Origin of the sequence: Amycolatopsis sp. NPDC051372, assembly GCF_040682095.1 — a bacterium.
Classification (GTDB): domain Bacteria; phylum Actinomycetota; class Actinomycetes; order Mycobacteriales; family Pseudonocardiaceae; genus Amycolatopsis.
Genome location: NZ_JBFBAF010000002.1, coordinates 299,102 through 317,251, shown reverse-complemented (window position 1 = coordinate 317,251; position 18,150 = coordinate 299,102). Strand labels below are relative to the sequence as shown.

14 protein-coding genes and 1 pseudogene are annotated in these 18,150 nt (G+C 70.5%); 13 read left to right on the top strand and 2 right to left on the bottom strand.

The genetic code is table 11. From position 1 onward, the window contains the following. The first annotated feature begins 46 nt into the window (after positions 1–46). From AB0M56_RS05225 to AB0M56_RS05190, 8 genes and pseudogenes are all read left to right on the top strand, one after another. Complete coding sequence (locus tag AB0M56_RS05225) at positions 47–553, top strand: DinB family protein (RefSeq protein WP_364171253.1); 507 nt, start codon at positions 47–49, stop codon at positions 551–553. A 72-nt stretch (positions 554–625) separates the two neighbouring features. After that, positions 626–1,555 carry a 2-dehydropantoate 2-reductase gene (locus AB0M56_RS05220; RefSeq protein ID WP_364171251.1) on the top strand — a complete coding sequence of 310 codons (930 nt, stop codon included), beginning with the start codon at positions 626–628 and terminating at the stop codon, positions 1,553–1,555. 290 nt (positions 1,556–1,845) lie between these two features. After that, positions 1,846–2,694 carry an ESX secretion-associated protein EspG gene (locus AB0M56_RS05215; RefSeq protein ID WP_364171249.1) on the top strand — a complete coding sequence of 283 codons (849 nt, stop codon included), beginning with the start codon at positions 1,846–1,848 and terminating at the stop codon, positions 2,692–2,694. Positions 2,695–2,750: 56 nt separating this feature from the next. Continuing rightward, positions 2,751–3,140 carry a hypothetical protein gene (locus tag AB0M56_RS05210; protein ID WP_364171382.1) on the top strand — a complete coding sequence of 130 codons (390 nt, stop codon included), beginning with the start codon at positions 2,751–2,753 and terminating at the stop codon, positions 3,138–3,140. Positions 3,141–3,150: 10 nt separating this feature from the next. Beyond that, entirely contained in the window at positions 3,151–5,103 is a 1,953-nt protein-coding gene (locus AB0M56_RS05205) for a hypothetical protein (RefSeq protein ID WP_364171248.1), read from the top strand. Between the two features lie 7 nt (positions 5,104–5,110). Then, a pseudogene (locus AB0M56_RS05200) lies at positions 5,111–5,401 on the top strand (type VII secretion target); the annotation flags it as partial. Between the two features lie 484 nt (positions 5,402–5,885). Next, positions 5,886–6,473 carry a YbaB/EbfC family nucleoid-associated protein gene (locus AB0M56_RS05195; RefSeq protein WP_364171246.1) on the top strand — a complete coding sequence of 196 codons (588 nt, stop codon included), beginning with the start codon at positions 5,886–5,888 and terminating at the stop codon, positions 6,471–6,473. Positions 6,474–6,709: 236 nt separating this feature from the next. Further along, complete coding sequence (locus tag AB0M56_RS05190; RefSeq protein WP_364171244.1) at positions 6,710–11,803, top strand: RHS repeat-associated core domain-containing protein; 5,094 nt, start codon at positions 6,710–6,712, stop codon at positions 11,801–11,803. Positions 11,804–11,885: 82 nt separating this feature from the next. Here the strand turns inward: AB0M56_RS05190 and AB0M56_RS05185 are convergent, their stop codons facing one another. Further along, positions 11,886–12,518 carry a nitroreductase family protein gene (locus AB0M56_RS05185; protein WP_364171242.1) on the bottom strand — a complete coding sequence of 211 codons (633 nt, stop codon included), beginning with the start codon at positions 12,516–12,518 and terminating at the stop codon, positions 11,886–11,888. A 58-nt stretch (positions 12,519–12,576) separates the two neighbouring features. Then, the gene (locus AB0M56_RS05180; protein ID WP_364171241.1) at positions 12,577–13,158 is read right to left on the bottom strand and encodes a TetR/AcrR family transcriptional regulator; all 582 of its coding nucleotides are present in this window, start codon (positions 13,156–13,158) and stop codon (positions 12,577–12,579) included. 98 nt (positions 13,159–13,256) lie between these two features. Here AB0M56_RS05180 and AB0M56_RS05175 point away from each other — a divergent pair, with 98 nt between their 5' ends. Genes AB0M56_RS05175 through AB0M56_RS05155 form a run of 5 tightly spaced genes read left to right on the top strand, consistent with a single transcriptional unit; the run spans position 13,257 to position 18,148 of the window. After that, positions 13,257–14,897, top strand: a complete 1,641-nt coding sequence (locus AB0M56_RS05175; protein WP_364171239.1) for an AMP-binding protein — start codon at positions 13,257–13,259, stop codon at positions 14,895–14,897. Then, positions 14,881–15,663, top strand: coding sequence for an enoyl-CoA hydratase-related protein (locus AB0M56_RS05170; RefSeq protein WP_364171237.1), 783 nt, complete (start codon positions 14,881–14,883; stop codon positions 15,661–15,663). The genes AB0M56_RS05175 and AB0M56_RS05170 overlap by 17 nt, the downstream gene beginning before the upstream one ends. Positions 15,664–15,702: 39 nt before the next feature. Then, positions 15,703–16,191 carry a MaoC family dehydratase gene (locus AB0M56_RS05165; RefSeq protein WP_364171235.1) on the top strand — a complete coding sequence of 163 codons (489 nt, stop codon included), beginning with the start codon at positions 15,703–15,705 and terminating at the stop codon, positions 16,189–16,191. Beyond that, a complete protein-coding gene (locus AB0M56_RS05160) occupies positions 16,188–16,634 on the top strand; it encodes a MaoC/PaaZ C-terminal domain-containing protein (RefSeq protein WP_364171233.1) in 447 nt (148 codons plus the stop codon). The genes AB0M56_RS05165 and AB0M56_RS05160 overlap by 4 nt, the downstream gene beginning before the upstream one ends. Then, positions 16,631–18,148 carry an acyl-CoA carboxylase subunit beta gene (locus AB0M56_RS05155; RefSeq protein ID WP_364171232.1) on the top strand — a complete coding sequence of 506 codons (1,518 nt, stop codon included), beginning with the start codon at positions 16,631–16,633 and terminating at the stop codon, positions 18,146–18,148. Before AB0M56_RS05160 ends, AB0M56_RS05155 begins: the two co-directional genes overlap by 4 nt. Positions 18,149–18,150: the final 2 nt, after the last annotated feature.

Sequence of the window (18,150 nt, the reverse complement as noted above, 5' to 3'; positions counted from 1 at the left end):
CGCCGGTAGCCTGAGCCCGGATTTGCCACCGGATGAAGGGGGAGCCGTGGCGACGGAACGGATCGGGCCGCCGGCGATCGCGGGGGAGCGGGAGATGCTGCGCGCGTTCCTCGACTTCCACCGCGCGACGCTCGCGATGAAGTGCGACGGCCTCTCCGACGAGCAGCTGCGCCGGCAGTCGATGCCGCCCTCGAGGCTGTCGCTGCTGGGGCTCGTGCGGCACCTGGCCGAAGTTGAGCGCGCCTGGTTCCGCCGGGTGATCGACGGCGAGGACGTGCCGCTCGTCTGGTCGGCCGACGGCGACTACCAGGTCGCCTACGACGCCACCGACGGCACGCGGGCCGAGGCCTTCGCCGCGTGGCAGGCCGAGGTGGAGCACTCGCGGCGGATCGAGGCGGCCGCCGAGTCGCTCGACGTCGTCGCGTACAACGCGCGGTGGGGCGAGAACGTCTCCCTGCGGCTGGTGATGCTGCACCTGATCCACGAGTACGCCCGGCACAACGGCCACGCCGACTTCCTGCGCGAGGGTGTCGACGGCGTCGTCGGCGTCTGAACCGAACGGCCGAGGTGTGAGAGCGCCGACTCTGACTTGGCCTAGACAAGTCAGGAGCCTATTGTCGCACGGGTGACGAGCGCGAAGCGAATCCTGGTGGTGGGTGCCGGCGCAACCGGCGGGTTCTTCGGCGGCCGGCTGGTGCAGGCCGGCCGTGACGTGACCTTCCTGGTGCGCCCCGGGCGCTCGGCGGCGTTGAGCGAACGCGGCCTGCGGATCACCGGGCTCGGCGAGGAGACGGTGCTCACACCGAAGCTCGTGCGCGCCGGCGAGCTCACCGAGCCGTACGACCTCGTGCTGTTCACGGTCAAGGCCGCGGGGCTCGCGCAGGCGATCGAGGACGTGGCGCCGGCGGTCGGGCCGGACACCCTTGTGTTGCCGGTGCTCAACGGGCTGCGCCACCTCGACGCGCTCGTGGCCCGCTTCGGCGAGGAGCGGGTGCTCGGCGGCGTCGCGATCGTGATGACCACTGTGGACGGTGCGGGCGACGTCCGCCGCCTGTTCGACCTCCAGTCGCTGACCTACGGCGCCCGCACCGAGCCGGCGCCGGCCGGGCTCGCCGCGTTGCACGAACTGCTCTCGGGTGCGGGCTTCGACACGGCCCTGTCGCCGGACATCACGGCGGCCATGTGGGCGAAGTGGGTTTTCATCGCCTCGATCGGGGCCGTGACCTCGCTCATGCGCGGCACCGTCGGCGACGTCGCCGGGCAGCCGGGCGGGATCGCGTTCGCCGAGGCCGTGGTCGCCGAATGCGCGGCCGTCGCCGCGGCCGCCGGGCACCCGCTGGAGGCCGCCGCTCTCGAGAACGCCCGCGGTTCCGTGACCGAGGTCGGCTCCCCGCGCGCGCCCTCGCTCTACCGCGACCTCACGGCCGGGTTGCCCGTGGAGGGCGAGCAGATCTTCGGCGATCTGGTAGACCGGGCGCACGGGCTCGGGGTGTCCGTACCGCTGCTGGAACTGGTCCGGCTGAACCTGCGTGTGTACCGGTCACGGCTGGGCTGAGCCCCCGAACGAACCCCGTTTCGGCGCCCCGGGAGAAGTCCGCGAACTTTTTCGCCGACCGCGGTGAACCGAATCGGCTCCGGCCTACGTGATGGGTGCGGAAGGGCGCGAAGGCCGTGCCCGGGTTGACACGGACGGATGGTCTTTCGGGCACCGGTTCGAGCGGTGATTTCCCGTCACACCAGGACTGCTACGCTCCGATCAGTGACATCTGCGCCCCTTTTGCGCAGGTGTCCGGACCGCGGCGCAGCGCCGTGCACGACCCGCCGTGGGGAAGGAAGCTCTCGGGTATGGCGGACAGGTTCGAGTTCGTTCTCGACGTCTTCGAAGCTCTTGTGGTCAGCCAGGCAACCGGCGGTGACATCCGCCAGTACCCGTTGCGAATCGGCACGGTGCCTTCGGATCCCATCCGGTTCGTCCGCGTGGCGACTCAGGTCTACCGGGCGATGGAGGACAAGCGGCTCTCCACCCACGGTGAGCTCAGTCCCCACGTTCAGACGGCGTTCGGGCTGCTCGGCCGGCCGCGCGTCTCCGTCGCGGTGGCCGGGGTCGACGGCGTCGGTGCCGACATCGCGGTGCTCGCCCTCAGCGACGGCAGGCAGGCGCTCGGGATCACGCAGAACCCGCGCACCGACGAACTGCTGTTCTCCCTCTTCGCCGACGAGGACCTCGTCGACGTCGTCACCGGCGTGCTGCCGCCGGCGCGTGCCGCGACGACCGGCACCCATGAGGTGAGCCGGCAGGCGACGCGCGCCGTGTCGGCGATGACCGCGCGGCGCATCGCGGAGGCGGCCGAGGACGAGGAGGAGACGGACGCGTTCGGGATGATCGAGGTCCGCGGGACCGTGCGGCCCAGCCGCACCGACCCCCGCGTGACGCCGACGCCCGGCAGCACCGAGGTGCTCGAGCGCGTCATGGCGGCGCCGCGCCTCGGCGGCGGCCACGTCACCGTCACCGGCTGGGGCCGGCACGGCGAGCTGCGCGCGGCCGACCCGCTCAGCTGGCTCGACACCCACGACGGCCGCTACCTGGTCCACACCACCACCGGCGAGGCCGGTGACCTGAGCGCGAAGTACGTCCCCGCAGGGCGGTCCGAAGTGGCCCGCGCCGTGCAGAACGCCATCGCCGCCGTCTACTGACGCGCGCGCACCAAGAGGAGGGAGATCCGGTGGCCGACGACGCGACCCCGGCGAAGATGACGGCGCGTGAGCTGACGCCGCAGTTGTCCGGGACCGAGCTGAAGCGATTGGCGCAGACCGGCAGTTTCGCGGTGGACGACACCACCGGCAACCAGATGATCGAAGCGCTCGAAGGTGTGATCGACACCCTTCAGGCCCGGTGGGACGCTTTGCAGAAGCTGGGCGCTGCCCCGGCCATGTCTTCGACCGCGACCGGTCGCTGGGTGTCGAACCACATGCTCAACACCGCCAGCGACGCCCAGGGCTTGCTCACGCAGCTGCAGGCGGCGCGCGACGAGTTCCCGACATACGTCGAGGCGATCAAGCTGGCCAAGCAGAACTACAGCAACACCGAAGCCGGAACGCGCGACACCATCAACCGGCTTCCCGTCGACGAGCTGACCTGAGGAGGATCTCGTGTCCACTGCAACCGACTCGTCCGCCTCGGCGGTCTCCGACCCGTCGTCGCCGGACTACGACCCGCACAGCCCTTACTACGACGTGACGGCCGACTCGTCGTCGAAGTACTTCATCGGCCCGGTCAAGCCGGACGACGTCGCTTCGGGTGACCAAATCCGTGCCGACGCGACGAAGGAGATCGACGACGAGATCGCGAACGGCTGGCTCGGCCCGACCGTCGACCCGAAGACGCGCAACGACAAGATCCAGGAGCTCTACGAGCAGAAGCTCGTGGACGCGAAGAGCGGCCTGAACGACGGCCTCCAGCTTCGCCAGCCCGACAGCGCGCCCTACACCGACTGGTCGCAGGCCACGCACGAGCAGATGCAGCAGGCCATCACCCAGCAGGCGAACCCGGCCACCGTGGCCGAGTCGTCGGAGGAATGGGTGAGTGTCGGCAACGACCTGGCCACGCACCAGCAGAACCTCGCGCAGGCGATCTCCGCCAGCACGAGCAACTGGCAGGGCGCGGGCGGCGACGCGGCGCGCGAGCACCTCGCGAACGTCGGCAAGTGGCTCGGTACCACCGCCCAGGGCGCGACCCTGGCCGGCCGCCAGCAGGAGATCCACTCGCAGGCGCTGAACGAGACGCAGATCGCGATGGCCGCCAACCCGCCGGTGCAGTTCGACGTGCAGCAGGCCAACGCGCAGCTGCAGCAGATCAAGGACCCCACCGAGTACGCCGCGCAGGCGTCCAAGGCGATGGCGACCTTCACCGAGCAGCAGGCCGCGCGCCAGCAGGCCGCGCAGCTGATGACCCAGTACGACCAGACGATCGGCTCGGCCGTCGTGACGCCGGCATTCGCGGCTCCGCCGAAGCTCGCGGCCGCGACCGCCGCGAACGGCGGCGGTGCGGGTGGCGCCGGCGGTGGCGGTGCCGGGAGCCAGGGTCTTCCGGTCGGCCCCGACGGCCTGCCGGTCGGCCCGGACGGCAAGCCCATCGGTCCCGACGGGCTGCCGATCGGCGGTGCCGGAGGTGGGGCCGGCGGTGGCGCGGGTGGCGGTGCCGGTGGCGGCGCCGGCGGGTTCAACCCGCCTCCGCTCAACGTGCCCGACGGCCCGGGCGGTGTCGGTGGTGGCGGCCTCGGCGGTGGCTCGGGGAGCGGTGCCGGCGGCGGCGCGGGTGGTGGCGGTGGCTTCAACCCGCCTCCGCTCAACGTCCCCGACGGTCCGGGTGGCGTCGGTGGCGGTGGCCTGGGCGGTGGCGGACTCGGCGGCGGCTCCGGCCTGTCGAACGACGAGACCACGAAGACTTCGGGCTTCACGCCCCCGCCGCTGAACGTGCCCGACGGTCCCGGCGGCACCGGGATCGGCGGCGGTGGCTTCAACCCGCCGCCGTTCAACCCGGGCAGCGGTGTCGGTGGCGGTGGCCTGGGCGGCGGCTCGGGGTCCGGCACAGGCTTCACCCCGCCGCCGTTCAACCCCGGCACGGGCGTCGGCGGCGGGTCGCTCGGCGGATCCGGTGGCGGCATCGGCGGGGGCTCGGGCAAGATCCCGACCATCGGCCGTGGTGGCGGCATCAACGGCGAAAGCATCAGCAGCCGCCTCGGAGGTGGCGGCGGTGCCGGTGGCGGCGGGATCGGCGGCATCGGTGGTGGCGCCGGAATCAAGGGCGCGGGCCTCGGTGGCGCGGGCGGCGCGGCGGGCGCCGGTGCCGCTTCGGGCGCCGCGCTGACCGAGGAAGAGCTGGCGGCGCGCGGCGGCGCCGGCGCGCAGGCGGGTGCCAAGGGCGCAGCCGGCCAGCCCGGAATGGGCGGCATGGGTGCCGGCCAGAAGGGCGGCAAGGGCCCGGAGGACAAGGAGCACAAGATCGCCGACTACGTGGAGTCGGACGACCCGAGCTTCTTCGCTCCGGACGAGGTCGTCGCGCCGCCGGTGATCGGTGACTGGAAGAACAAGGACTGGAAGTGAGGCGGGGATGACCAGCGGAGGCTTCGACGTCGAACCCGACGAGCTGACGGCGCACGCCAGCCACCTCGACGGGCTCGTGGACCGGCTGAACAACGCCGTGCAGGCGGCGGACTACGCGTTGAACGACGACGCCTACGGCCTGCTGTGCGCGTTTCTCCCGCCGATCGTGAACCCGACGGGGGAGCAGGCCAAGGACGCGGTGAGTGCCGCGGCCGAAGGCATGCAGACCACAGCGGACAACGTGCGCACCACGGCGCAGGCGTACCTGGACGGCGACTCCCAGGAGGCGCAGCCGTTCCTCAACCAGCTGGCCAACAGCGACGAGGCGGCGGGCTTCACCAGCGGGGGCTCGGACGGGTACTCGTCGGGCGGTTACTCATCGGGCAGCGAACCGCTGTCGCCGCGCATCGGTACGACGATTCCGAGCGAGCCGCTGCAGCAGCCGCTGTCGCCGCGGATCGGCACGACGGTCCCGAGCGAGCCGCTGCAGCAGCCGCTGTCGCCGCGGATCGGCACGACGGTCCCGAGCGAGCCGTTGCAGGAGCCGCTGTCGCCGCGGATCGGCACGACGGTCCCGAGCGAGCCGTTGCAGGAGCCGCTCGCGCCCGAGCAGCCGAGGTTCCGCGTCGGCACCACGGTGCCCGACGAGCCCGTGGCGAACCCGTCGTCGTTCCGGATCGGCACGGTCACCGAGTAGCCGGTGCCACCGTGGCGCCGGGCGACGCTTCGCCTGGCGCCACCCGAACAGTTCAGCAGCAGGCAGATCGAGGAGTACGAACACCATGACCAGTGCGGGAGGGTTGGGTGACCTGATCAGGGACCCCGACGAGGCGATCCGGCGGATGGACGAGTGGGCGGCGGGCTTCGCCCGCAAGGCCGAGCGCTACGCGGCCGCCCAGCAGGAGACCGAACGGCTGCGCCTCACGGCGTCGAGCCCCGACGGCACCGTCAAGGTCACCGTCGGCGCTGACGGGGTCGTGTCCGACCTGGTCTTCGGGTCCAAGACGCGGACCATGCCGCAGGAGGAGCTGGCCCGCATGGTGCTGGACACCATGCGGCGCGCGCAGTCGGGCATCACCCAGCGCGTGGCCGAGGTCATGACCGAGAACCTCGGCGACGAGGACCAGGACACCCGCTCCGCGCTGCTCGGCAGCCTCCGCAGCCGCTTCCCGGACCTCGACGAGCCTGAAGGCGGCTCGGGCGAGCCGGAGCCCCCGGCCCCGACCCCGCCGCCGGTGCCGCCCGCACCGTCGGCCGGTGGTGCCGCGACCCCGCCGCCGCCCGCCGCTCCGCCGGGCCCGGCCGGTCCGGCTGCGCCGCGCCGCCGGGGTGGCATCGACCCGGACGAGCAGGACAACAACCCCTGGTGATGTCCGGTGTCCACTGAGGACGATGGACTCGCTGGTGCTTGGACGGGTTCCGTGGTTGCGGCCGGTTTTTTCGGCCGGCCGCAACCACGAGTGAATCGCCATGACGGTCGCTGGTGCCGACCGAAAACAATGGGTGAGTTCCCGGCTGCGTTGTCGCCTGGAATTGTGCCTGTCTTTCTTCTCAATTTCTGATTCTCCCGGCAGGTTTCGCTCGCCGGCATAGGAGGGGTGTCGAAGTGAGCAATCCGTTGATCGTGCCCACGAAGGATTCGACCAAGGCGTATTCGGGAATCTCCCTGCTGGAGGACGCGAACAGTCTGGCCCAGGGAATCGAGTCGGGTGACTGGGCGTCGGCCGCGATGGGTGCCGTCGGGACCGGGCTCGACATGTTGTCGGCGGCCATGGACCCGTTCGGTGCGGCCCTGGCGGCCGGCGTGGGCTGGCTGCTGGAGCACGTGGGGCCGTTGAAAGAGGCGCTCAACGGCCTGACGGGCAACGCGGACCAGATCCAGGCGCAGTCGGAGACGCTGGCGAACGTCGCGAAGGAATTGGGCGCGGTCGCGACGGATCTGACCGACGAGGTGAACGCGGATCTGCAGTCGTGGTCGGGCGCCGCTGCGGATGCCTACCGGCAGCGGGCGCAGGATCTGAGTGCGTCGTTGCAGGCGGCGGCGAAGGGGTGCGAGGGCGCGGCCAGTGGGGTGAAGAAGGGCGGCGAGATCGTGGCGGCCGTGCGGACGCTCGTGCGCGACATCATCTCGCAGCTGATCGGGCACATGATCAGCTGGGCGCTGCAGGTGGTGGCGACGCTGGGCATCGGGCTCTCGTGGGTCATCCCCCAAGTGGCCGAGAATGTCGCGAAGACGGCGACGCAGATCTCGAAGCTGGTGACGAGCCTCGTCAAGGCGCTCAAGGCGCTGGCCCCGATGCTGAAGAAAACGGGGCAGCTGTTCGAGGACGTGGGCAAGGGTCTCAAGAACATCAAGGGCGGGAAGGTCGCGGGCCCGGGCAAGACGGGGGAGCTGAGCGGAACGCCGAAGGCGCCGCCCGCGAAGTCGGGCGGTGGTGGTGGCGGGGACGGGACCAAGGCGTCTGGTTACCAAGGCGCGCCGAAGGACTACACGCCGCCGCCGGGCAAGTCGGCCGGCGACGATGGGACTCACGCCTCGGGTTACGAGGGCGCGCCGAAGGACTACACGCCGCCGCCGGGCAAGTCGGCCGGCGACGACGGGACCCACGCCTCGGGTTACGAGGGCGGCGGTTCGAAGGACTACTCGCCACCGGCCGGCTCGAAGTCGGGCGACGACGCCACCCATGCGTCGGGTGCCGGCGGCGGCAAGGGCGAGGGGGGCACGCCCCCGCCTAAAACCGGCGACAGCACCTCGAGCGGGGGCAGCAGTGCCGGCGGTGGCGACCTGCCCTCGACCAAAACGCCCGACTCCGGGTCGGGCACCAAGACGTCCGGTGCCGGGAACTCGAGGGGTCTGCCCGACAAGCCGGAGCCACCACGCGACCGCGCGGTCGGCAGCGACGATCGCGTGTGCGAGTCGGACCCGGTCGACATCGCGACCGGCGACGTGGTGATGACGGCGCTCGATCTGCTGATGCCCGGGCTGCCGGAGCTTTCGCTGGAGCGCACGCACATCTCGTCCTACCGCGCCGGCCGGCTGTTCGGCGCGACGTGGGCGTCCACTCTGGACCAGCGTCTGGAGTTCGACGACGAGAACGCCTGCTACTTCTCGGCGGACGGGATGATCCTCGTGTACCCGTTGCTGGGCGCGAACGCGGCCGTGCTCCCGATCGAGGGCCCGAGGCTGCCGTTGGTCGCCACCGAGTCGGGTTATCGGCTGGCCGACCCGGCGGGGCAGGTGGACCTGGAGTTCGCCGCGGTCGCGGGGTCGCGTCCCGGGGTGTTCCCCCTTGTCGCGATCGAGCACGCCGGTGGTGACCGGATCGACTTCGAGTACGGTCCGTCCGGCGTGCCGGCCGGGCTCACCCGATCCGACGGTCGTGCGGTCCGATTGCTCAGCGAGCAGGGCCGGATCACCGGGGTCGACGTCGTCGATGCGGCCGGCGACGTGTCGGTGACCGTCGCCAGGTTCGGCTACAACAGGCTGGGCCAGCTGACGAACGCCTCGAACTCGTCCGGCCTCGCGGCGGGCTACGACTACGATGTGCACGGCCGCATGGTCGGCTGGCAGGACCGCACCGGTACCTGGTACCGCTACGTCTACGACGCCGAGGGCCGCTGCGTGCGCACCGTGGGCCCGCAGGGTTACTTCAGCGGCGCCTTCGCCTACGACCGCGAGCGGCTGATCACGCGCTACTCCGACTCCCTGGGCAACGTCACGGAGTACCAGCTCAACGAGGCGAACCAGATGCTGCGCCGCGTCGACCCGCTGGGGAACGTGACGGGCTACGTCTGGGACCGCTACGACCGGCTGCTCGAGCGCGTCGACCCGCTCGGCCGCACGACGGCGTACTCCTACGATGCCGACGGCGAGCTGATGTCCGTGACCCGCCCCGACGGTTCCGTCGTCGAGGTCGGCGGGGACGACACCGAGCTGACGATCACGGTGCGGGACGAGAACCGCTACTGGAGCCGCACGTACAGCGGCGACAACGTGCCCGATCCGCTGGCCGACCCGCTCGGGGTGTCGACCGCGCTGAGCTACACCGAGGTGATCGACCGCCAGAACGCGAGCCCGGCGGTCGCGCCGACGAGCACCGGCGCCATCGCGGCGCCGGACGCGCGCGACGTGTTCGGCCGCGCGACCACCGTGCTCAACCGGTCGCGGCGGCAGGTCCGGCTCGGCTGGACCGTCGAGGGTGAGGAGAACCTGCGGGTCCACCCGTCCGGGATCCGGGAGGCCCGGCGGTACGACGCGGAGGGCAACGAGGTCGAGCACGTCAACGGCGCGGGGTTCGCGACCCGGATCGAGTACGGGCCGTTTGGGTTGCGGACGGCGTCGGTCGACGCCTCCGGTGCGAGGACCACCTACGCCTACGACACCGAGCTCCGCCTCACGACGGTGACCAACCCGCTCGGGCTGCAGTGGCACTACCGCCACGACCCGGCGGGCCGGGTCCTGGAAGAGATCGACTTCGACGGACGCGTGCTGCGCTTCGAGTACGACCCGGCCGGGCAACTGGTCCGGTCGGTCAACGGAGCCGGCGACGTGACCGAGTACGTGTACGACCAGCTCGGCAACGTCCTCGAACGCCGCACCCCGACGGGGACGACGCGCTACACCCACGACCCGGTCGGGCGGATGATCCACGCCGTGATCGGCGACGTCGAGCTGCGCGTCGAGTACGACCCGGAGGGCGAGCTGCTGAGCGAGACCGTCGACGGCCGCACCGTGACCACCGGCCGCGACGGCGGTGGCGCGCTGGTCCGGCGCACCCCGTCCGGTGTGGAGAGCGTGTGGAGCTTCGACTCTGCGGGCAACCCCGACGCGCTGACGGTCGGCGGGCACTCGGTGCGCCTGCGCCACGACGAGGGCCGCCGGGAGGTGTCGCGGACCGTCGACGACCGGGTGGTCGTCTCCCACGCCTTCGACAGCGACGAGAACCTGATCGCGCAGTCGGTGCGGATCGGCGAGTCCGAGCGCAGCCGCCGGTTCACCTACCGGCGCGACGGTTTCCTCGCCGGCATCGACGACGACGTGGCCGGGCCGACGCGGATGTCCCTCGACTCCGTCGGCCGCGTGGTGGAACTGCAGACGCCGCAGGGCAGCCGGCAGTACCGCTACGACGGTCTGGGCAACGTCGTCGAGTCCGGCGGGCCGGTGGCCGGAGCAGCCACCGGGGCCCACCGCTATGCGAGGAACACCCTGGTGGGTGCGGGCGCCACGGCGTACGAACACGACTTGCAGGGACGCGTGGTCGTGCGGCGCGAGGGCAACCGGGCGTGGCACTACACCTGGGACGCGCACGATCGGCTGATCGGGCTGCTCACACCCGAAGGTGACCGGTGGACGTACCGCTACGACCCGGTGGGCCGCCGCATCGGCAAACAGCGGCTGGTGGCCGCCGCGGGTTCGTGGCGGGTGGCCGAGACTTTCGAGTTCTCGTGGAGCGGTGCACAGCTCGTGGAGCAGTGCCACGTCGACGAGTCGGGTACGCGGACCGTCACCACGTGGGAGTACCACCCCGACGACGACCGCCCGATCCTGCAGGTGGGTCAGCCGTCCACTGTGGACGAGCAGTTCCTCTCCATCGTCACCGACCTGCTCGGCACCCCGACCGAACTGCTCGACGCCGACGGAGCCACGGTGTGGCGCGACAGCGGCGGGCTCTGGGACCGCGCCGGAAGCGCGACGCTCACCCCGCTGCGCTTCCCCGGCCAGTACGCGGACAGCGAGTCGGGCCTGCACTACAACGTCTACCGCTACTACGACCCGGCCACCGGCCGGTACCTCAGCCAGGACCCGCTCGGGCTCGGTCCCGCGGAGAACCCGGTCGCGTACGTCCCCAACCCGTTCGCGGACTGCGACCCGCTGGGCCTCGCGCCGACGAAGGGCAAGAAGGGCGCCTGCGGCGGCGGCTCCGGTGGCGCCTCGGACCGGCCGGGCGCGAGCAACGACGCGAGCAACGTCCCGGACAAGAAGGGCAAGGGCAAGAACAAGGCGAACGACACCGACACAGCGTCGGGTTCGGGTTCGGGCGGTGGCAAGGCTTCGGTGAGCCTCGGCGAGCACGACGGGGTCGAGGTGCACGTCGACTCCCACCAGGCCAAGCACCAGACCGGCGGCAACAGTTTCCTCGGGATGGACCCGTACAAGGGCGGTTCGGGGACCAAGTTCCCGGCGCAGGTGGATGGGAACTTCCACGAGAAGTACCTCGGGCCGCAGGTCGCCAAGCACACCAACGAGGGTCCGGCCAAGCAGATCGACGAGGACATCGCCGGCAAGAAGGCCAAGATCGACGAGCACGACTCGAACATCGAAGAAATCAAGATCGAAGGAAAGAACAAGCAGGCGGAATACGCTGAAGTCAAGGCTTCCAGGGATCTGACTCCGGAAGCGAAGACCGCCAAGCTGGAAGAAATCAAAGCAGAAATTCAGGCCAAAGCCGGCGAGCTCAGGAATGCGAACGCTGATAAAAAGGCCGCCGAAGACGACTACGCGGCCGCGGTCGAAGATCGTAACAACAAGGTGATCCAGTACGACAAGAACGCCAAGGATGACGGCATTCAGTACGACATGACCAGCCAGTACGACCCGGTCAAGGGTAAGTGGACCTCGACCTACCACGCCAACCCGGTGAACGAGAACTGGTGGAAGGAGTACGGCAGCAAGATCGCGAAGCAGCACGGCCTCGGCTGACGCTCGGCCGAGCTGTCGGAGAACCGGGTCCGGCTGGGAATTCACCGGGCCGGACCCGGTTGTTTCTACGTGCTCCTCGAAGTCACCACTTGTCCCAGTGGGTGACCTCGTCCGGGGCGGGGCGCGAAGCCGGGCGGAAGTCCGTGCCCTTCGTGTACGCCAACGGGGTCAGCACGGCCTGCGCGACCGTCTCGTACGGAATCCCGAGGAGGTCGGCCACCTCCCGCTCGCGTACGACGTGCATCGAGGTCCACGCCGTGCCGAGGCCGCGAGCGCGAGCCGCCAGCATGAAGCTCCACGTCGCCGGCAACACGTTGGACATGCCCGCCGTGGCTGACGCGCGGTCGGTGCCTTCGTTGCAGGCCAGCACGAGCACTGGCGCTTCACCCATGTGGTCGCCGAGGTAATCGGCCGAGCTGGCCACGCGCGACTGCACGCGGTCGCGCTCGGTGGCGCCGTCGTTCTTGCCCGGGTAGCCGGGCGATGCCTTGTACTGCGCGAAGATCGAGCCGTAGATCTCGCCGATGGCGCGGCGCTTGGCTTCGTCGCGCACGACCACGAAGCGGGCTGTGACGACGTTCGAGCCGGCCGGGGCTTGCAGGGCGAGGGCGACGCACTCGCGGATGAGGTCGTCGGGCACGTCGCGGGTGAAGTCGAGGCGCTTGCGCACCGCGCGAGTGGTGGACAGCAGCTGATCCGGGGAGAGTTCGAGCATGCCGCGATCATAAGTCCGCGAGGTGCCCGCCGCGCGAGACCGCGACCACAGCCGGGATTCAGTGTGCGCGCAGGCCTTCGATCAGCAGGTCGGCGAAGCGGTCCGCGAGCTCGTCAGTGGTGAGCGAGCCGTCCGGGGAATACCAGACATACGCCCAATTCAGGATGCTCGTGAGCGCGATGCCCGCGATGCGCGGGTCGGCTTCACGGAACTCGCCGGCCTCGATGCCTTGCGTGATGATGCCGCGCAGCCCCGTTTCCCAGCGGTCGCGGCTCGCGATCACGGCCTGCTGGCGCGGTTCGCTGAGCTGGCGCCACTCGTGGAAGAACACGGTGGCGAACTCCTTGTTCTCGCCGATGAGCTTGAGGTCGCGCGCGGCGACCTGGCGCAGCTGCTCGGTGGCGGTACCGCCCGCGGCGATGATCTCCTCCATGTCGCGCTCGGAGCGTTCCATGATGCTGTGCACGATCGCCTCGAGCAGGTCCTCTTTGCTCTGGATGTGCACGTACAGGCTTCCGGCGTGCACGCCGACCTCCCGGCCGATGTCGCGCATCGAAGTCCCGTGGTAGCCCTTGCGGGCGAACAGGCTCGCGGCGATCTCGACGATGGGCGTGACGTAGTCGGTGGCTCGTTCGGACACCCGCCCATTAGACACTACGGCGAGTGACGAGTCGATGGGCCAATCGCGTGCAACAACTGTTTGTTGACCGATCGCGCCCGTGCGATTAGCGTCCGGAGGTGAGACTTGGAGGCAGCCCGACGATGCGCTACTACGAGATCGACCAGAGGACCACCGCGCACATCCTCGCCGACAAAGCCGCCCGCGTCGGCGACCGCCCGTTCCTGCACTGGGCGGGGCGCACCTTCACCTACCGCGACCTCGACGAGATGACCAACCGCTACGCCAACGGGTTCGCCGCGCTCGGCATCAGCCGGGGCGACCACGTGGCGATGATGATGCCCAACGGGCCCGAGTTCCTGTGGACGCTCTGGGGCCTGGGCAAGCTCGGCGCCGTGGCAGTGCCGCTCAACACGGCCGCCAAGGGTGAGCTGCTGCGCTACTTCCTCGACCAGTCCGACTCCACGGCCGTGTGCGTGGCCGGCGATCTGCTCACGCGCGTCGCCGCCGTGCTGCCCGAGGTGCCGGCCGTGCGCACGGTGCTGGGGCTCGGCTCCGACCCGGCGCAGCTGGCCGCGCTGGACGGGATCACCACGCACGACCTCGCCGACCTCGGCCAGGCCTCACCCGAGCCGCCGCGGCTCGCCGAGCCCGTGCGCTGGAACGACCCGCACCTGATCCTCTACACCTCCGGCACCACGGGCCCGTCCAAGGGCGCGATCTGCCCGCAGGCGCAGGGCCACGCCGTGGGCCACCAGATGGCATCGCTCAACTCCTACCGCCAGGACGACGTGCTCTACACGTGCCTGCCGGTCTTCCACGGCAACGCCATCTGGTACACGGTGTACGCCGCGTTGTGGGCGGAAGCGTCGGTGGCCTTGTACCCGCACTTCTCGGCCAGCCGGTTCTGGTCGCAGATCCGCGAGTCGAAAGCCACGGTGTTCAACGCGCTGGGCGCGATGGCGAACATCATCTGGCAGCAGCCGCGCTCGGAGCGCGACCGCGACCACTCGGTGCGGATCTGCATGATGGTGCCGAACTCCCGCGAGCTGGCCGAAGGGTTCCTCGAACGCTACGGCGCGAAGGTCACCTCCGTGTACGCGATGACCGAGAACTGCGCGGTCACCGTGTTCAGCCCCGACGACCCGCTGGAGAAGGTGCCCTCGGCGGGCCGGGTGCGGCCCGACATGAGCGTGCAGATCGTGGACGAGGAGGGCCGGCCCGTCGCCCAGGGCGAGGTCGGCGAGATCCGCCTGCGCCCCAACGAACCCGGCATGACCATGCTGGAGTACTACAAGATGCCCGACGCCACTGTCGGCGCCACCCGCGACCTGTGGTTCCACACCGGCGACCGCGGCTGGCTCGACGAAGACGGGTACCTCTTCTTCTCCGACCGCAAAAAGGAGGCCATCCGCCGCCGCGGCGAGAACATCTCCGCCTACGAGGTGGAGACCATCGTCTGCAAACACCCGGCGATCCTCGAGGCCGCCGCCGTGCCCGTGGCTTCGGAACTGGGCGAGGACGACCTGATGGTGTACGTCGTGCTCGAAGAAGGCGCGAGCGCCTCCTACGAGGAGATCATCGCGTTCTGCGACGAGCGCATGCCCTACTTCATGGTGCCGCGCTACCTGGAGTTCATCGACGGCCTGCCGAAGACGCCGAGCGAGAAGATCGAGAAGTACAAGCTGAAGACCGCCGCCGCGGACCGCGTCGGCGAGCTGTGGGACCGGGAGGCGGCGGGCATTGTCATCAGGAAGTGAAGCCGTCAGGTTCAGTGCGGACGGTCCCGTCGGCCGGATCACGATCGACCAGGAGGCCACGCGCAACGCGCTCAGTCCCGAGGTGATCGCCGGTCTGGACAAGGCGATCACGGCCGCGGGGGAGTGCTCGGTGGTCGTGGTGCGGGGGCGGGGCGGAACGTTGTCGGCCGGCGCCGAGCTGAAGTTCCTGCGTTCGGTGCTCGACGACCCGGCCGCGGTGCGCGAGTACATCACGTCCATCGGGGTGACCCTCGACCGGCTGGAATCCGCGCCGTTCGTGTCCGTCTGCGTGATCGACGGCTACGCGGTGGCGGGTGGCTGCGAGATCATGCTCGCCTGCGACCTCGCCGTGGTCAGCGAGACCGCGCAGATCGGCGACCGGCACCTCGAGTACGGGCTGCTGCCGGGCGCCGGCGGTTCGGTGCGCCTCACCCACGCCGTCGCCCCGGCGATCGCCCGCAGGTTGCTCTACACCGGCGAAATAGTCGACGGCGCCACCGCCGCGGGCTTCGGGCTCGTGAGCAGCGCGGTGCCCGCGGCCGAGCTCGACGACGCCGTCGACGCGCTCGTGGCGCGCCTGGCCCGGCACGCGCCCGACGCGTTGCGCGGCATGAAACGCCTGCACCGCAAGGCACTCGCCGACGAACCCGCCGCCGCGATCACCGCGGAGCGGGAGACGTTGCTCGCGCACCTGGCCGGCGCAAGCGCGCGGGAAGGGCTGGCCGCGTTCGCCGAGCGCAGAGCGCCGCGGTTCGGCAGTCTCTGACTCAAGATCGCCGGTGGCCCGGCACGGAAAGGTAAAACCATGAGCACAGACACCGATCGCCCGGTCTCGGGCCGGTGGTTCGAACAGCTGGAAGTCGGCACCGTGGTGCGGCACGCGACGCGGCGCACCGTGACCGAGACCGACAACGTGCTGTTCACGACCATGACGATGAACCCGGCGCCGATGCACCTCGACGCCGACTACGCCTCGCGCAGCGAGTTCGGCAAGCCGCTGGTGAACAGCATGTTCACGATCGCGCTGGTGGTCGGGCTCTCGGTGTACGAGCTCACGCTGGGCACGATCGTGGCGCAGCTCGGGATGTCCGAGGTGGAGTTCCCGAAGCCGGTGTTCGCGGGCGACACGATCCGCGTGGAGAGCGAGGTCGTGGAGGCCCGGGCTTCGAAGTCGCGGCCGGGCGCCGGGATCGTCGTGTTCGAGCACCGCGCCTACAACCAGCGCGACGAACTGGTGTGCCGGGCAAAGCGCACCGGCCTGATGCACCGCCGACCGGTGGGGGATGCCGCGTGATCACCGAGTACTTCGACCGGATCAAGGTGGGCGACACCCACGTCAGCCGGGCCCGCACGATCACCGAGACCGACATCGTCCAGTTCGCCATGTTCACCGGCGACTGGCACCCGGCGCACACCGACGCCGAGTACTTCGGCGCCGACCCGGTGTTCGGCGGACGCGTGGCGCACGGCGCGCTTTCGCTGTCGGTCGCGCTGGGCCTGGTCACGTTCTGGCCCGAGGCCATGAAGGCGTTCTACGGCATCGACAAGCTGCGCTTCATCACGCCGGTGCGCGTGGGCGACACGATCCACGTCGAGACCGAGGTCACCGAGCTGACCCCGCGCGGCGACGGCAAGGGTGTGGTCACCTCCGCGTTCCGGATCCTCAACCAGCGGGGCGAAACCGTGCTCGCGGCGTCGCTGAAGACCCTGGTGGTCACGGAAGGGGCGGCGCGATGAGCGAGGTGACAGCCGAGCTCGAGAAGGCCGAAGAGGTCGCGCTGGCGGGTGGCGACGCGAGCCGCTGGCCGAACAAGCTCCCGGTGCGGGAACGGATCGCGCTGCTGCTCGACCCCGGCAGCTGGGTGGAGGACGGGCTGCTCGCCGACGCGTCGGGCGACGGCCTGCCCGCCGACGGCGTGCTCACCGGCGTCGGCACGGTCGAGGGCCGGCCGGTCGCCGTGATCGCCCACGACTTCTCGGTGAAGGCCGGGTCGTGGGGCGAGCTGACGTGCGAGAAGCAGGTGCGCATCCTGGAGCGCGCCGACCGTGACCTGCTGCCGGTTTTCTACCTCGTCGACTCCGCCGGCGGGCGGCTCACCGACCAGCTCGGGTTCTTCTCCGGGCGGCGCGGCGCGTCGCGGATCTTCCAGCTGCAGGTGAAGCTTTCCGGGAGGGTGCCGCAGATCTGCTGCCTGCACGGGCCGTCGGCCGCGGGTGGCGCGTACATGCCGGCGTTCACCGACTGGGTGGGCATGGTCGCGGGCAACGCGTCGATGTACCTGGCCTCGCCGCGCGTTGCGGAGAAGGTGACCGGCGAGCGCACCACGCTGGAGGAAATGGGTGGCGCGACCATGCACGCCACCGTTTCCGGCTGCGGCGACGAGGTGTTCGACGAGGACTGGCAGGTGATCGCGGCGGCGCGGCTGCTGCTGTCGTACCTGCCCGACGACTGGCGTTCGGCGCCCGCCCGCGCCGAGGCCGTGGCGCCGGAGATCCCGGAGTGGCCCGACGGCCTGATCCCGGAGGACCCCAACGCGGCCTACGACGTGCGCGACGTGATCCTGCGGCTGGTCGACGCCGGGAGCTTCTTCGAGATCAAGTCCGAGTGGGCCGAGGAGATGGTGACGGGCTTCGCGCGCCTGAGCGGGCAGACCGTCGGGTTCGTCGCGAACCAGCCGTCGGTGCGCAGCGGCGCGATCTTCGTGGACTCGGCTGACAAGGCGGCGCGGTTCGTGTCGATGTGCGACGCGTTCAACGTGCCGTTGGTGTTCTTGCAGGACGTGCCGGGCTTCATGGTCGGCGTCGCGGTGGAGCGGCAGGGGATCATCCGGCACGGTGCGAAGATGGTCGCGGCGATGGCGAGTGCCGAGGTACCGAAGTTCAGCGTGGTGCTGCGCAAGGCGTACGCGGCCGGCTTTTACGCGATGTGCGCGCCGGGCTTCGAACCGCGCGCCACGATCGCGCTGCCGACCGCGACGATCGGCACGATGTCCCCCGAGGCATCGGCGAACGCGGTGTACGCCAACAAGATCGCGGCGATCGAGGACCCGGCGGAGCGCGAGGCGTTCGTGGCCGCACGCGTCGCCGAGCAGGCCGCGGACTTCACGTTGCTGCGGATGGCCGGTGAGCTGCACGTCGACACGGTGGTGAAGCCGGAGGCGCTGCGGGCCGAGCTGCTGGGCCGCCTGCGCGCGGCCGGGAGCTGGGAGCGTTCGGGCCACCGCCGCCACCACCTGATCAGCCCGGTGTGATG

Bases quoted from the DNA above. Each gene is read 5' to 3' on its own strand.
- AB0M56_RS05215 (WP_364171249.1), top strand. From the start codon at position 1,846: ATGGCGGACAGGTTCGAGTTCGTTCTCGACGTCTTCGAAGCTCTTGTG.
- AB0M56_RS05210 (WP_364171382.1), top strand. From the start codon at position 2,751: ATGACGGCGCGTGAGCTGACGCCGCAGTTGTCCGGGACCGAGCTGAAG.
- AB0M56_RS05195 (WP_364171246.1), top strand. From the start codon at position 5,886: ATGACCAGTGCGGGAGGGTTGGGTGACCTGATCAGGGACCCCGACGAG.
- AB0M56_RS05185 (WP_364171242.1), bottom strand. From the start codon at position 12,518: ATGCTCGAACTCTCCCCGGATCAGCTGCTGTCCACCACTCGCGCGGTG.
- AB0M56_RS05165 (WP_364171235.1), top strand. From the start codon at position 15,703: ATGAGCACAGACACCGATCGCCCGGTCTCGGGCCGGTGGTTCGAACAG.
- AB0M56_RS05155 (WP_364171232.1), top strand. From the start codon at position 16,631: ATGAGCGAGGTGACAGCCGAGCTCGAGAAGGCCGAAGAGGTCGCGCTG.